Consider the following 15,061-nt stretch of genomic DNA (forward strand, 5'->3'; position numbering starts at 1 on the left):
TGTAAATGAACGTCCTCTGATTTGCATAGCGCTGATATTAAAAAGCCCATGTTTAAAACCAAGCACTTTTTCTGGATCCCAGTTGAGGGTCAATGTCGTCATACCCTCATACGCAGCACCCTGTTTGATACCACCATATGGGTTCCCCCAAACTTCATTAACATCAACCGCAGTAAAGGTAATACCGTATTGGGCTAACCAAGGTCGAACACCCCACATGCTTTTAAGTAACATATCGTCATTTTCAGGATGTTGGCCCGTATCTTGGTCTAACACTTTTGCTGGGGGAGGCGTTTTTTTTGTCGGGTCGCCACTGCTTGAATTTGATGAAGGGGCAGCATTTTGATCAAGCAAGGGTGAGGAACGAGCCGCATCTGCTTGTTGACCGAAAAGCGAAAGGCTTAACGTGGTATAAATAGACAAGAAAAGTAATCTCTTACTATATATAGGACGTGTGTATAAGAAATGATTTAACGTGTTGAGCATCAGCGTGGATCTTATATGTAAATGAAATTAATAATCATTAACAATAATTAATGACGTTAAGTTTTGTCAATTTATATATTAGACCAGTTAATAACATTATATTAATGATGTGATATTTTTATCTTGTTCAATTTTTGAAGGTGCTGCTTGGGTACGTTTAAGCATATTTTTTCAAAAGATAAATGTGAATATTGTATATGCTTAGAGTAAATTAAAATGACAATTAAATTTTATAGAATTTTGATAAAGATCAACTTGAGTTGGCGTGTCAGATTCCAACATTAAAGTACATTATTTAACGTTAGAATCTGCAGATATAGGGTTTAATTATTTATCAATTTTATATTAAACATCAAGATTACAAATATATTGAATTTCATGAACTAATTGTTTGCATTCTTCTTCGGTTCCAACGGTAATGCGCAGCCAATTCTTAATCCGAGGTGTATTAAAATGCCGCACCAAAATATTTTTTTCTCTAAGTCGTGATGCAAGAGTAGCTCCTGAAATATTAGGATGAGATGTAAAAATAAAGTTAGCTTGTGATTCTAGTATTTTAAACCCAATCTTTCTAAGTGATTGTATCAGATGACTTCTATTGGCAATTATACGTTGGGCATTATGAACAGACCATTGAATGTCTTTGACAGCCTCTGTCGCGGCGGTTTGTGCCAAACGATCTAATGGATAAGAGTTAAAGCTGTCTTTAATGCGTCTGATACCCTCAATTAAATCTGGATTACCAACAGCGTATCCAACCCTTAAACCAGCCAAGGCATAAAACTTAGAAAAAGTTCTGATGACTAATAAATTAGGAAATTGCTTTACTAAAGAGACCACGGATTCCCCGCCAAAATCTATATATGCTTCATCCACAATGACGACTTGATTACGGTGTTCCCTTAAATATTCTTGAATTAATTGAGGGTTTAATAAAACACCAGTAGGGGCATTAGGATTGGTTATGACAATACCAGCACAATCTTTATCGGCATAATCTTGTAAATTAATTTCAAAATCTTCTGTTAGCGGAATTGTGTTAAAAGCAATGTTAAACAGATTGCAATAAACAGGATAAAAGCTATAGGTAATATCAGGGAATAAAATGGGTTTATCGTGCTTTAATAGGGCAAAAAAAGCAAAGCCTAGAACTTCATCTGAACCGTTTCCTGCAAAAATATAATCTGTGTCTACATCATGTAATTTGGCTAGTTCTGAGCAAAGTTGATTCGAGGTTGGATCTGGATAAAGCTTTAGATGATCGGTAAGGGCTTCTTTTAAGGCATTTAATACTTTTGGAGACACACCATAGGCATTTTCATTAGTGTTTAATTTAATCAAGTTTGTTACTTTGGGTTGTTCCCCTGGGGTATAAGGAACAATATCATTAACAAAAGGGCTCCAATAAGGATTAGTCATTTTAGTTTCCTAGATTAGTAATTTTCAAATAAAACTAGTTCTGTTGTTTTAATAATTGAATTAGTTCGATATCGCCTTGGCTCTCGGCAAGTTTGATAGGGGTCGTTCCTTCACCATCCTCGTGATGGGGATCAGCGCCTGATTGTAATAAAAGTTTAATCATATCTTTGCGTCCAAACAGAATGGCGAACATTAATGCTGTACGTTTAAGGTTGTTTTCAGCGTTAACGTCTGCTCCAGCTTTGATTAAAAGCTCTGCAATCGGGATATAGCCTTTAAATGCAACGCCCGTTAAAGCGGTGGCGCCTTTATTGTCCAGTATATTGGGATCTGCGCCATGATTGAGTAATAATTGTACGGCTTGTGTATGATTATGATAACTTGCCAATATAAGGGCTGTGTGCCCTTCGTGATTTTGGTGGTTTATATCCATACCTGCTCTGATAAACTCTGTCAGAAGTTCTATTTCTCCTTGACGTGCTGTATCAAAATAGAGTGCTTCAATTTGCTCTGGGGTAAAAGTTGGTTTTTGAGATGAAGCAGGTTTATCTGAATTGGAGGTCATGGTTATCCCCTCGTTTTATAAATAAAAGAATAGTTTTTTATTTTATCGAGATAGTTTGAAAAGAAAAGTTAATCCTTGATTTTTTTTGTTTTTAATTCTTGTTCAAGTTTGTCCCGTTGAATTTCGGTTTTATGGGTTAAGTAATAAGCGTCGTTATGATAACAAGCAAAATCAATTCCTAAAATTATTAGTGCTGAAACAAGACAGATAATCCAATAAAAGTGTTGGAATTTTCTCTGTTGATATTTTTTTATTTTGCCATTGGTCTTTTTACTTGCAATATTCCTGTTCCTTTAGTGGGGATGTTTTTTGGTGCCCCTTCGGTTATGATAGGGGCAATTATACTAGCCTTGATACTTACACTAGAGATGTGCTTGCAAAGAGATTGTAAGGTCGATTACCAAGAGTCCATGGATGCTTTTTGTTATTTGGGTATTATTATTGCGTTTTATATCATTTTTCTTCTTCTCTACTATTGGTGATTTTTTTAAATTATTATCGCTATGAATATGGATTGTGGACGAGTTTAATTCTTAAGTGTTAAAGATTGTTTATTATATTGATACAGTAATTATAAGTTTTTAACGCTTTGATCTAAAATTAATAATCCTTTTTATTTGGGCGTATAGTGTTTTTTTTAACCAAAAAAATAATGGTCTCTATTGTTTTTAAATGGTCATTTTGTTTTTTTTAACTCCCAACTTTTTGTGATATAAAGAGATGATAATCTAATTTAGTAAAGAATTTTGGTTTTCTTTTTTTAAATGCGTATTAAGATCATGTATTAATTGCTCTATGATTGATTAGGGTAAAAGACTTTATTTAGGAGAGATTTGAATGAATATTGATGAACTTTGTATTAATACAATTCGTGGTTTGGCCATTGATCAAGTGCAAGCTGCTAATTCAGGGCATCCTGGAACACCGATGGATTTGGCGCCAGCTGCTTATGCGTTATGGAATAATGTATTAAATTACGATCCAGCAAATCCATTATGGCCAGCACGTGATCGTTTTGTGCTTTCTGGTGGTCATGCTTCTGCATTGTTGTATTCAATGATTCATTTGACTGGAATTCACAACGTTACTCATGATGGTAAAGTTGAACAAAAACCAGCATTGACCCTGCAAGATTTAGAACAATTTAGACAGTTTAATTCGAAAACACCTGGACATCCTGAATATCGTCATACAGCAGGTATTGAAACGACGACAGGTCCCTTGGGCCAAGGATTGGCTACTTCTGTGGGTATGGCAATTTCACAAAAATGGTTGGCTGCGCGCTATAATAAAGATGGTTTTCCATTGTTTGACTATCATGTATATTCATTCTGTGGTGATGGCGATTTGATGGAGGGGATTTCTTATGAATCTGCTTCTGTTGCAGGGCATTTAAAACTAGGCAATTTGACTTGGGTATATGACCGTAACCGTATTTCTATTGAAGGTAACATTAGTATTGCGTTTACAGATGATGTTGCCAAACGTTTCAAAGCACAAGGTTGGCATGTACATGAAGTCAAAGATGCGAATAATATTGCAGATTTTCAAGCTAAATTAAACGAAGCACGTCATGCGTCAGATGCTCCAAGTTTAATTATTCTCGATAGCATCATTGGTTATGGTTCTCCACACAAAGCTGGAACACATGGTGTTCATGGTGAGCCTTTGGGGCCAGATGAAGTAAAGGCAACTAAAAAAGTATATGGTATGCCTGAAGACAAAACATTCTATGTTGCTGATGGTGTTAAAGAGCATTTTGCTGCTGGTATTGGTAAACGCGGTGCAGAGGCAAGTAAAAAATGGAACGCGTTATTTGCTGAATATAAAACCAAACATCCAGAGCTTGCCCAAGAAATTGATGATATTATTCATAATCGTCTTCCAAAAGGATGGGACAAAGATATTCCAGTTTTTGCCGCTGATCCAAAAGGCGTTGCTTCTCGTGCAAGCTCTGGTAAAGTATTAAATGCAATTGCGAAAAATATTCCATGGATGGTTGGTGGGTCTGCTGATCTTGCACCATCAAATAAGAGTTGGTTAGAATTTGCTGATGCTGGTGTATTCCAAAGTCCAGATTATCCAGAAGCAAATGGCACTTTTGGTGGTCGTAACATTCATTATGGTGTTCGTGAGCATGCAATGGGTGCGATTGCCAATGGGATTGCATTAAGTGGTCTTAAAACGTATGCAGCTGGATTCTTTATTTTCTCTGATTATATGAAAAACCCAATTCGTTTGGCTTCTTTGATGCAATTGCCAATCGTTTATATCTTCACACATGACAGTATTGGTGTTGGTGAAGATGGTCCAACTCATCAACCAATTGAACAGTTGGTACATTTCCGTGCAACCCCTGGTATTCGTATGATCCGCCCAGCAGATGCTAACGAGGTTATTGAAGCATGGAAAATGACAATGGAGCATAATTCACATCCAACAATTTTGGCATTAAGTCGCCAAAATTTACCGACGATTGATCGTTCAAAATATGCCTCTGCTGCTGGACTTCGCAAGGGTGGATACGTGGTTGCATGTTGTGGTGAATTGCCTGAAGTCATCTTGATTGCAACAGGTAGTGAAGTTGGATTGGCTATGGAAGCATATGAAATATTGCTGAAAGAAGGCGAAAAAGTTCGTGTTGTTTCTATACCTTCATGGGAAATCTTTGAAGAACAACCACAATCATATCGTGATGAGGTTTTACCTCCACACATTACAGGTCGTGTTGCGATCGAACAGGGATCTCCAATTGGTTGGGACCGTTATGCAGGCCCAACTGGAGCCATCATTGCAATGCGCAGTTTTGGGGCTTCTGCACCTTATGATAAATTACGCGAACATTTCGGTTTTACAGTAGAAAATGTTCTTAAAGTTGCTAGAGAGCAGCTTAAAAAATAGTGGATTAGATGAAAAGAGCCCTCTTTACAATAGCTAGAAAGAGGGCTTTAATATTTGTAATATGACATAATTAGTACATAATTTGTTTTATAAGTTAACCTTAAAAGGAAAAAATTCAAATGGCTGAAAATCCTCTTGTTCAACTTGAAAAATATGGACAATCTCCGTGGTTAGATTTTATTCAACGTTCTTTTACTGCGAATGGCAGTCTTAAAAAATTGGTTGATGAAGATAACCTTAAAGGGGTTACTTCTAACCCAGCAATTTTTGAAAAAGCGATGGGTCATGGAACAGAATATGATCCACAATTCAAAGAATTAATTGCATCTGGCTTGACTGATGTTCCAACATTATATGAAACAGCCGCGATTGAAGATATCCGCAATACATGTAAAGTAATGTTTCCTGTGTGGGAAAAAACCAAAGGCGTTGATGGATATGTAAGCCTGGAAGTGTCTCCTTATATTGCGATGGATGGTCAAAAGACAATCGAAGAAGCACGTCGTTTATGGAAACAAGTTGCTGAAAAAAATCTGATGATTAAAATTCCAGCAACAGCACCCTGTATTCCTGCGATTGAAACAGCAATTTCTGAAGGCATTAACGTTAATGTCACTTTGTTGTTCTCTTTGGATGCTTATAAAAATGTTTTAGAAGCCTATATTGCTGGTTTAGAAAAACATCTAGCCAAAGGTCATCATATTGGTCATATTTCCAGTGTTGCCTCATTCTTTGTAAGTCGTATTGATACAGCAATTGATAAAGAAATCGATACCCGTGTTGCTGCTGGTGACAAAGATAGTGCAGCATTAAAAGCTGTTCGTGGTAAAGTCGCCCTTGCGAATGCGAAAATGGCTTATCAACATTATCTTGAAGTTTTAAAAACAGATCGTTGGAAAAAGCTTGCTGCTGCTGGTGCTAAACCACAACGTTTATTGTGGGCAAGTACTGGATGTAAAGATAAATCTTTCCCTGACACAATCTATGTTGATGAGTTGATTGGTCAAGATACCGTGAATACAATTCCTCCTGCAACAATGGATGCTTTTCGCGATCATGGAACGGCTTCTCAAACACTAGATAAAGATGTTGAGGGAGCTAAAAAAATATTATCAGAAGCTCAACGTTTAAATTTAAATTTAGCAGGTGTAACAGATAAATTGTTAGCTGATGGTGTTGCTCAATTTGCAACTGCATTTGATCAACTGTTGGGTTCTGTTAAAGAAAAACTAGAAACTTTACAAAGTGGGAAATAATTTAATGCAGGACGAACAATTAATTCAAATGCAATCTGCATTACCAGCAGATCATCAAAAAGCCGTGCAAGAAGGCCTAAACGCTTGGGATAAAGAGGGTAAAGTCCAAAAAATCTGGGCGCGTGATGCTTCTGTGTGGACAGGAAAAGATGAAAGTAAATGGCTTGGGTGGTTAGATATTGTTGATGAACAATTAGGTGACCTTGCAACCCTTGAGGCTTTTCAAAACGAAGTTAAAGCCAGAGGTTTTACGGATGTGTTATTGCTTGGAATGGGAGGGTCTAGTCTTGGGCCAGAAGTTTTAGGTGAAGTATTTGGTCATCAAACAGGTTTCCCAACTCTGCATGTGTTGGATAGTACAGACCCACAACAAGTTTTTACCTTTCAACAAAAAGTAGATCTAGGGAAAACGTTATTCATTGTTTCTTCTAAATCTGGTGGAACATTAGAGCCAAACATTTTAAAAGCTTATTTCTATAATGAAGCTAAAAAAGTTGTTGGTGATAAGGTCGGAAGCCATTTTGTGACTGTAACTGATCCTGGTTCTCATATGGAAGATGTTGCTAAACAAGACGGTTTTTGGAAAATCTTTTACGGTAAAAAAGATATTGGTGGACGTTATTCTGTCTTATCTAATTTTGGTATTATCCCTGCAGCAGCAGCTGGACTACCACTAAGGGCTTTGTTACAATCTGCTCATAAAATGCAAAAAGCATGTGCCGCAGAAACTTCTTTGACTCAAAATCTTGGTCTCCAGTTGGGCGCTATCTGGGGAACAGCGGTTGCACAATTCAAAAGAGATAAATTTACCATTATTGCTTCTCCTGCCATTAACTCTTTGGGTGCTTGGTTGGAACAGTTGCTTGCTGAATCAACAGGTAAGATTGGTAAGGGTATTGTTCCAATTGATGAGGAAACTCTGACAACCCCAGATCATTATGGTAATGATCGTTTGTTTGTGTATTTGCGTTTAAATGGTAATGTTGATGCAGCTCAAGATAAAGCATTAGAAGCTTTAAAAGCAGCTGGTCATCCAGTGGTTACCTTGAATTTACAAGATAAGAACCAAATTGCACAAGTTTTCTATCAAACCGAATTCGCAACGGCAGTCGCTGGTTCCTTTATTGGAATTGATCCATTTGATCAACCTGATGTTGAAGCAAGTAAAATCGAAACCAAAAAAATTACCACAGCTTATAATGAGCATGGTAAGTTACCAGATATTACCCCTGTGGTTCGTGATGGTAATTTTGAAGTATATGCAGGTAAAGTTGAAGTTGAAAAATTACAAAATGCTTCTTCTTTGACAGATGCTTTAAAAACATTATTTTCTCAGGTTCAAACTGGGGATTATGTTGGTGTATTGGCTTATATTGAACGTGATCTTGCAACGCGTGATTGGATTCAAAAAATTCGTTTGGCTATTCGTGACAAGAAAAAAGTTGCAACAGCTGCAGAATTTGGTCCTCGTTTCTTACACTCTACAGGTCAAGCCTATAAAGGTGGGCCAAAAACAGGTGTATTCTTGCAAATCACTGTTGATGATGTCAAAGATTTGCCAGTTCCAGCAGAAAAATATACATTTGGAATTGTAAAAGAGGCACAAGCTCGTGGTGATTTTGATGTTTTGTCAGAACGTGATAGAAGAGTGATCCGTATTCATGTCAAAGGGGATATGAAAGCGGGCTTGGAAACTTTGAGCAAAACTATTTTAAGCGCTTTGTAGTTTAAAACAGAAAGTGTCTTGTGGGATTAATCTTCAAGGCACCTTCATTTTATGATGTTAATTTAAAGGAAAATTATTATGAAATTAGGTATGTATGGTTTGGGCAGAATGGGTGGCAATATGGCTGTTCGTTTGGCTCGTCATGGTCATGAAGTTGTTTTATTAAACCGTACTCGTGCAGTCAGTGATAAAATTCATGCTGAAGCACCTAAAAGCGCTGTTGTAGATGATTTGGAAGCATTGGTTGCAGCACTTCCTTCTCCTAAAGTGATTTGGGTGATGTTACCATCTGGTGATGTTACTGAAAAAGCCATTGAAACGCTTGGTAATATGCTTAGCAAAGGCGATATCGTTATTGATGGTGGTAACACATGTTACAAAGATGATGTTCGTCGTGCGAAGATCTTACATGCAAAAGGTATTCACTATGTTGATGTTGGAACCTCTGGTGGGGTTTGGGGTCTAGAACGTGGTTATTGTATGATGTATGGTGGAAATCAAGAAGCTGTAGATCATATTGACCCTATTCTTGAATCTCTCGCACCTGGGATTGGGGATATTCCTCGTACAAAAAACCGTGGTTCAAATTTAAACCCACGTGCGGAAAAAGGATATCTACATTGCGGTCCAGCAGGTTCTGGTCACTTTGTGAAAATGGTTCATAATGGTATTGAATACGGAATGATGCAAGCATACGCAGAAGGATTTGATATTATGCGTATGAAAGGGTCTGATCGTTTACCAGAAGAACAACGTTTTGATTTAAATATGGCTGATATCGCTGAAGTATGGCGTCGCGGTAGTGTGATTCCTTCATGGTTATTGGATCTTTGTGCTGATGCATTGGCTGTTGATGGTGATCTTTCTAAATTCCAAGGGGACGTTGCTGACACAGGTGAAGGTCGTTGGACGATTGAAGCTGCAATCGAAGAAGCTGTTCCTGCGCCAGTTATTACAGCTGCGTTATTTACTCGTTTCCGCTCACGTTCAGGAAACACATATGCTGAAAAAATGTTATCAGCAATGCGTTTTGGCTTTGGCGGACACGTAGAAAAAAAATAAAATTTTTGTAAGTATTTCTGCAATAAAAGCTTTAATCGTAAAGGTTAAAGCTTTTTTTTATGCCATTTATTTCTTTTGACCTTATAAAAGTATAATTTAATAATTTTTGGATGTTTTCTAAATTTTTTTTAAGCAAAGTAAACAATTTGTTATACATTCTCTGCGATATTCTAATATAGAATAACGTTTAAACAGTCATTCCACGGTTATAATTAAGGATTAAAAGGTGAAGAATTTATGAACCAATAATCATATTTTCTTAGTTTAAGTATAAAACATAATTATACTTCTCACTCGGTATTTTATAAATATCGTAATAAAAAAAATTAATAATTTTATCATTCAAGAAACAAAATAATGAATAGACATGAGTAGTGTCTGTTCATAGATGGAGGTCATGGTATGACAATCAAACAACATGATATGAGTCCCCGTATCAATATGGAGAAAAAGGACTTTGCAGGGCCAATTCGAACAGTAGTCCCTGTATATAATCATCATTTACCTCCCTGTAACCATGCTTGTCCAGCTGGTGAGGATATTCAAGGATGGCTTTCATTAGCGCAAGCGGGCAAATTCCAAGCTGCTTGGGAACATATTCTGATGAATAACCCAATGCCAGCAGTGCATGGACGTGCTTGTTACCATCCCTGTGAAGATTCATGTAATCGTGGTGATTTGGATGGTTCTATTACTATTCATGCTGTTGAGCGATTTTTGGGTGATATGGCGAACGCCAGTGGATGGAAAGTTCCAGTTACAGAAAATAAAAATAGTAAGCGTATTCTCATTATAGGGGCTGGTCCTGGTGGTTTGTCTGCGGCGTATCATTTGCGTCGTATGGGTCATGAGGTTGAGATCAGAGAAGCATTTTCTATTCCTGGTGGGATGATGCAGTATGGTATTCCAGCCTATCGTTTGCCACGTGATATCTTAAAACAAGATATTGATCGTATTGTGGAAATGGGAGTGAAGATTGTTTGTAATCACCGTGTCGAAGACCTAGAGCAAGAAAAGAAAGACGGTAAGTTTGATGCTGTTTTCCTTGGGATAGGTGCAGGGAAACCTTCTTTAATTGATATTCCTACACAACAGGGAGCTCATGTTTTATCTGCTGCTGAATTTTTACATGATGTGAGCGCAGGAAACCAACCTAAAGTTGGTGCAAATGTTTTGGTGTATGGGGCAGGCAACACCGCTATGGATGCTGCACGTTCAGCTTTTCGTATGGGTGCCAAGACTGTTAAAATCATTTTCTTTTGGGATCGCCCTCATATGGAAGCACATGATTTTGAAATCGTTGATGCGGATGCCGAGGGAACTCAATTTAAATGTATGAGTACCATTGCGTCTATTGAAAAAGATAAAGTTGTCTTGAGAAAAATGGTTGTTGGTGATACAGGTCGCCCAGAACCGACAGAAGAATTCGAAGACATGCCAATGGATACTGTGATTATGGCATTAGGACAAAGACCAGAAAGTAGCTTTCTTAGTAAGGTCTCTGGAATCGAATTAAATCCAGATGGAACGATTGTGGTTGGTAAAGATATGATGACGGGTGCCGAGGGTATTTTTGCTGGTGGTGATGCCATTCGTGGGCCACGCAGTGTAACCACTGCGGTAGGATTAGGGAAAAAGGCGGCTAGATTTATAAATGGTTGGTTAAGTGCGAACGCCTATCAAATTCCATCGAAAAATCCAATTTCATACTATAAAGATTTACACTTGCCTTTGTTAGCAGAAACACCACAAATCATTCAAAAAGAATTGCCTGTTGATGAACGGATTGGTTTCAAAGAAACGTTAATCGGCTTTTCAGAAAATGAAGCCGTGTATGAAGCGCAACGATGCTTGTCTTGTGGGAATTGTTATGAGTGTGACAATTGCTTGGCAGCATGTCCAGAGCAAGCATTAACAAAATTAGGCCCAGGAAATGGGTATGAAGTCAATATGGATCGTTGCACAGGGTGTTCTGCTTGTTTTGAAACATGCCCATGTCAAGCAATCGATATGGTTACAGAACAACGGGTATAAGGTAAGGGATAATATATAAATGTCTAAGACAATTATGGATGCGAATACAGCGGTTGCGCATATTGCCTATCGTGTTAATGAAGTTTGTGCAATTTTCCCAATTACCCCTTCGTCCCCGATGGCAGAGGATATTGATGATTGGGCTGCGAAAGGCAAAAAAAATATTTGGGGAAATATCCCATTCGTTCAACAAATGCAAAGTGAAGGCGGTGCTGCAGGGGCAGTTCACGGAGCTTTACAATCCGGTGCATTGACAACAACATTTACAGCGTCTCAAGGGCTGTTATTGATGTTGCCAAATATGTATAAAATTGCAGGTGAATTAACATCAACCGTTTTCCATGTTGCAGCACGTTCTATTGCGACTTCTGCTTTGTCGATTTTTGGTGACCATTCCGATGTGATGGCTGCAAGAATGACTGGTTTTGCGTTGCTTTGTTCTGATTCTGTTCAAGAAGCACATGATTTATCGTTGATTGTTCATGCAGCAACATTAAAAGCGCGTGTTCCGTTTATTCATTTCTTTGATGGTTTCAGAACTTCGCATGAGCTCAATACACTCGATATGATTTCTGATGACATCATCGAGAAAATGATTGATGATGATTTGGTTGCAGCCCACCGCGAACGCGCGCTAAGCCCTGAGAACCCTTTTATTCGTGGAACAGCACATAATCCAGATACATTCTTCCAAGCACGTGAAGCCGTTAATCCTTATTATAATAAAACGGCTGAAATTGTAGAAGAATATATGGCACGTTTTAAAAAATTAACGGGTCGTCATTATGATTTGGTTGAATATATCGGCGATCCAAATGCTGAATATGTTGTTGTATTGATGGGCTCGGCTGCGGAAACAGCTGAGCAAACTGTTGCAAAGTTACGTGAAAATGGAGAATCTGTTGGTATTTTAAAAATTCGCTTATACCGTCCATTTCCTGCACAGCAAGTATTGGCAGCTTTACCAAAAACTGTAAAACGTATTGCTGTAATGGATCGTACCAAAGAATCTGGTGCAATTGGTGAACCTTTATATCTTGATATGATTGCGACCTTGGCAGAAGCAGTTGCCAGAGGAAATCGTGAACATTTACCATTAATTATAGGTGGACGTTATGGATTGTCATCTAAAGATTTCACCCCAGCGATGGTTAAAGCAGTTTACGATGAATTAAAAGTCGAAAAACCGCGTCATGGTTTCACCGTTGGTATTAAAGATGATTTAACTTTTACAAGTTTGGATTATGATCCTGCATTTAATATTGAGAAATCAGATACAAAACGTGCAATGTTCTTTGGACTAGGCTCAGACGGGACTGTTGGTGCGAATAAGAATAGTGTTAAAATTATTTCTGAAGATGTAGGACAATATGCCCAAGGGTATTTTGTTTATGATTCTCGTAAAGCAGGCGCGCAAACAGTTTCTCATTTACGTTTTGGTCATGAACCAATCAAAGCAGCGTATTTGGTACAGCAAGCTGATTTTGTAGGGTGTCATCAATTTCATTTCTTATATCGTCAAGATATTTTGGAAAATGCTGCGGACAATGGCACATTTTTATTGAATTCTCATTATAGTGCAGAGGAAGTCTGGCAACATTTACCACGCTTAACACAACAGCGTATTATTGAGAAAAAATTAAAATTCTTTGTTGTGGATGCTTCCAAAGTTGCTCAAGAAGTTGGTCTTGGGATGCGGACAAATACGATCCTGCAAACCTGTTTCTTCGCGATTTCTGGTGTGCTGCCTCGTGATGAAGCGATTGATTATATTAAAAAATCAATTCATAAAACCTACTCTTCCAAAGGTGATGCAGTGGTTCAAAAGAACTATAAGGCTGTTGATGCAGCTTGCGATCATTTATTTGAGGTCAAGGTCCCAGAATATGCATCCAGTAACTTAGCGCAAGAAAATCCAGTTCCAGCGAATGCCCCTAAATTTATCCATGATGTGATTGTACCCATGTTCTCTGGTCGTGGTGAAAGTTTGCCAGTCAGTCTTTTACCAGCTGATGGAACATTTCCTTCTGGAACTGCGGCATATGAAAAACGCAATATTTCTGACTTTGTCCCTGAATGGCGTGAAGATTTGTGTATTCAATGTGGTCAATGTGGATATGTTTGCCCTCATAGTGTGATCCGTGCAAAAACTTACGATAAAAAAGAATTAGAAAATGCACCAGAGGATTTTAAAACAGCTCCTGTAAATGCACGTGGATATCCAAATACAAACTTTACGTTGCAGTTTTATGTAGAGGATTGCACAGGCTGTACTTTGTGTGTCAGTGTTTGTCCAGCAAGTAGCCCAACAGAACCTGATGTTCGTGCGATTAATATGACAGCAAAAGAAACTTTGTTAGATCGTGAAAAGCGTAATTTAAATTTCTTTAATACCCTTCCAGTGAATGATCGCAGCAAGATTAATTTCTCTAACGTTCGTGGTGTGCAGTTCCTTGAACCGTTATTTGAGTTCTCTGGTGCTTGTGCAGGATGTGGTGAAACTCCTTATTTAAAAGTATTAACTCAATTATTTGGTGATCGTTTACAAGTCGCAAATGCAACAGGGTGTTCTTCTATTTATGGTGGAAACATGCCTGTCACTCCGTGGGCGATGAATAAAGAAGGAAAAGGACCAGCTTGGTCTAATTCACTTTATGAAGATAATGCTGAATTTGGATTAGGCTTTAGGGTAGCTGCGGATAAGCAATTGGAGGTTGCTTCCAATTTATTATTGAAAATAAAAGATGTTGTGGGAGAAGAGTTGGTTAATGCTATTCTTACATCTAATCAAGTTCATGAATCAGAAATCAGAGCACAACGTTTACGTGTAGGAGAGTTGAAAACAAGATTAGCTCAGATTAATGATAAAAATGCTAAACGCTTATTGACATTAGCCGATCATTTTATCCGCCGTAGTATTTGGATTGTTGGTGGTGATGGTTGGGCTTATGATATTGGGTATGGCGGTTTAGATCATGTGCTTGCCTCTGGTCAGAATGTAAATATCTTGGTGATGGATACAGAAATGTATTCCAATACTGGAGGACAAGCTTCAAAGGCTTCTCCATTTGGTTCAGTCGCTAAATTTGCATCTGCGGGTAAAGAAACTGTTCGTAAAGACTTGGCTCTGATGGCAATGACTTATGATAATGTCTATGTAGCCCAAGTTGCAATGGGTGCAAGCCCTCAGCACACATTAGATGTATTCCGTCAAGCAGAGGCATATGATGGTCCATCGTTGATTGTTGCGTACAGCCATTGTATTGGTCAAGGATTGGATATGCGTCAAGGGTTGGTGCAACAAGGGTTGGCTACAGATTCTGGATATTGGCCTTTGTTTAGATTTGATCCAATGATGCGTAAAATTGGTAAAAATCCATTCCAACTTGATTCTCCGAAACCTTCTATTCCATTAAAACAATATGCTGGAAATGAAATTCGTTATCGTAACTTGGCACGAGTACGTCCAAACGAGGCAGAGGAAATGATGGATATGGCGCAACAAGCTGTATTACGTAAATACAAACAATATGAAGCGCTTGCAGCTATTGAAGGTAGCGAAGCCAATCCCGTTGTTTTTGGACTTAAAACACGTTAACTTTTTTATTAAAT

General features: G+C 38.1%; 6 protein-coding genes and 2 pseudogenes. 5 read left to right on the plus strand and 3 right to left on the minus strand.

Annotation, left to right across the window (positions count from 1 at the left end):
- The 3 genes and pseudogenes from QMN76_RS09845 to QMN76_RS09855 form a co-directional block, all read right to left on the minus strand.
- Positions 1-423 (minus strand): annotated as a pseudogene (locus QMN76_RS09845) (carbohydrate porin); the annotation flags it as partial.
- A 408-nt stretch (positions 424-831) separates the two neighbouring features.
- Positions 832-1,905, minus strand: coding sequence for a histidinol-phosphate transaminase (gene hisC, locus QMN76_RS09850; RefSeq protein WP_282024282.1), 1,074 nt, complete (start codon positions 1,903-1,905; stop codon positions 832-834).
- Positions 1,906-1,939: 34 nt separating this feature from the next.
- Positions 1,940-2,470 carry an ankyrin repeat domain-containing protein gene (locus QMN76_RS09855; RefSeq protein WP_282024284.1) on the minus strand — a complete coding sequence of 177 codons (531 nt, stop codon included), beginning with the start codon at positions 2,468-2,470 and terminating at the stop codon, positions 1,940-1,942.
- Positions 2,471-3,307: 837 nt separating this feature from the next.
- On the opposite strand from QMN76_RS09855, the gene tkt reads away from it, so the two are divergent.
- The 5 genes and pseudogenes from tkt to nifJ all read left to right on the plus strand — a co-directional run bounded on the left by tkt (position 3,308) and on the right by nifJ (position 15,047).
- Positions 3,308-5,371: a transketolase gene (tkt, locus tag QMN76_RS09860; protein ID WP_282024285.1), complete on the plus strand. Its 2,064-nt coding sequence runs from the start codon at positions 3,308-3,310 to the stop codon at positions 5,369-5,371.
- A 119-nt stretch (positions 5,372-5,490) separates the two neighbouring features.
- A pseudogene (locus QMN76_RS09865) lies at positions 5,491-8,353 on the plus strand (bifunctional transaldolase/phosoglucose isomerase).
- A 78-nt stretch (positions 8,354-8,431) separates the two neighbouring features.
- On the plus strand, positions 8,432-9,415 hold the full coding sequence (gnd, locus tag QMN76_RS09870; RefSeq protein ID WP_034340012.1) for a phosphogluconate dehydrogenase (NAD(+)-dependent, decarboxylating): 984 nt from the start codon (positions 8,432-8,434) through the stop codon (positions 9,413-9,415).
- A 402-nt stretch (positions 9,416-9,817) separates the two neighbouring features.
- Positions 9,818-11,449, plus strand: a complete 1,632-nt coding sequence (locus QMN76_RS09875) for an NAD(P)-binding protein (protein ID WP_282024287.1) — start codon at positions 9,818-9,820, stop codon at positions 11,447-11,449.
- Between the two features lie 19 nt (positions 11,450-11,468).
- Complete coding sequence (nifJ, locus tag QMN76_RS09880) at positions 11,469-15,047, plus strand: pyruvate:ferredoxin (flavodoxin) oxidoreductase (protein WP_282024289.1); 3,579 nt, start codon at positions 11,469-11,471, stop codon at positions 15,045-15,047.
- Positions 15,048-15,061 lie beyond the last annotated feature (14 nt).

It is taken from the genome of Commensalibacter papalotli (ex Botero et al. 2024) (genome assembly GCF_947179115.1).
Taxonomy (GTDB): domain Bacteria; phylum Pseudomonadota; class Alphaproteobacteria; order Acetobacterales; family Acetobacteraceae; genus Commensalibacter; species Commensalibacter papalotli.

What these genes read in the sequence shown, in the direction of transcription:
- nifJ (WP_282024289.1), top strand. Translation starts at nt 11,469, where the DNA reads ATGTCTAAGACAATTATGGATGCGAATACAGCGGTTGCGCATATTGCC.
- hisC (WP_282024282.1), bottom strand. Translation starts at nt 1,905, where the DNA reads ATGACTAATCCTTATTGGAGCCCTTTTGTTAATGATATTGTTCCTTAT.
- QMN76_RS09855 (WP_282024284.1), bottom strand. Translation starts at nt 2,470, where the DNA reads ATGACCTCCAATTCAGATAAACCTGCTTCATCTCAAAAACCAACTTTT.
- QMN76_RS09875 (WP_282024287.1), top strand. Translation starts at nt 9,818, where the DNA reads ATGACAATCAAACAACATGATATGAGTCCCCGTATCAATATGGAGAAA.
- tkt (WP_282024285.1), top strand. Translation starts at nt 3,308, where the DNA reads ATGAATATTGATGAACTTTGTATTAATACAATTCGTGGTTTGGCCATT.
- gnd (WP_034340012.1), top strand. Translation starts at nt 8,432, where the DNA reads ATGAAATTAGGTATGTATGGTTTGGGCAGAATGGGTGGCAATATGGCT.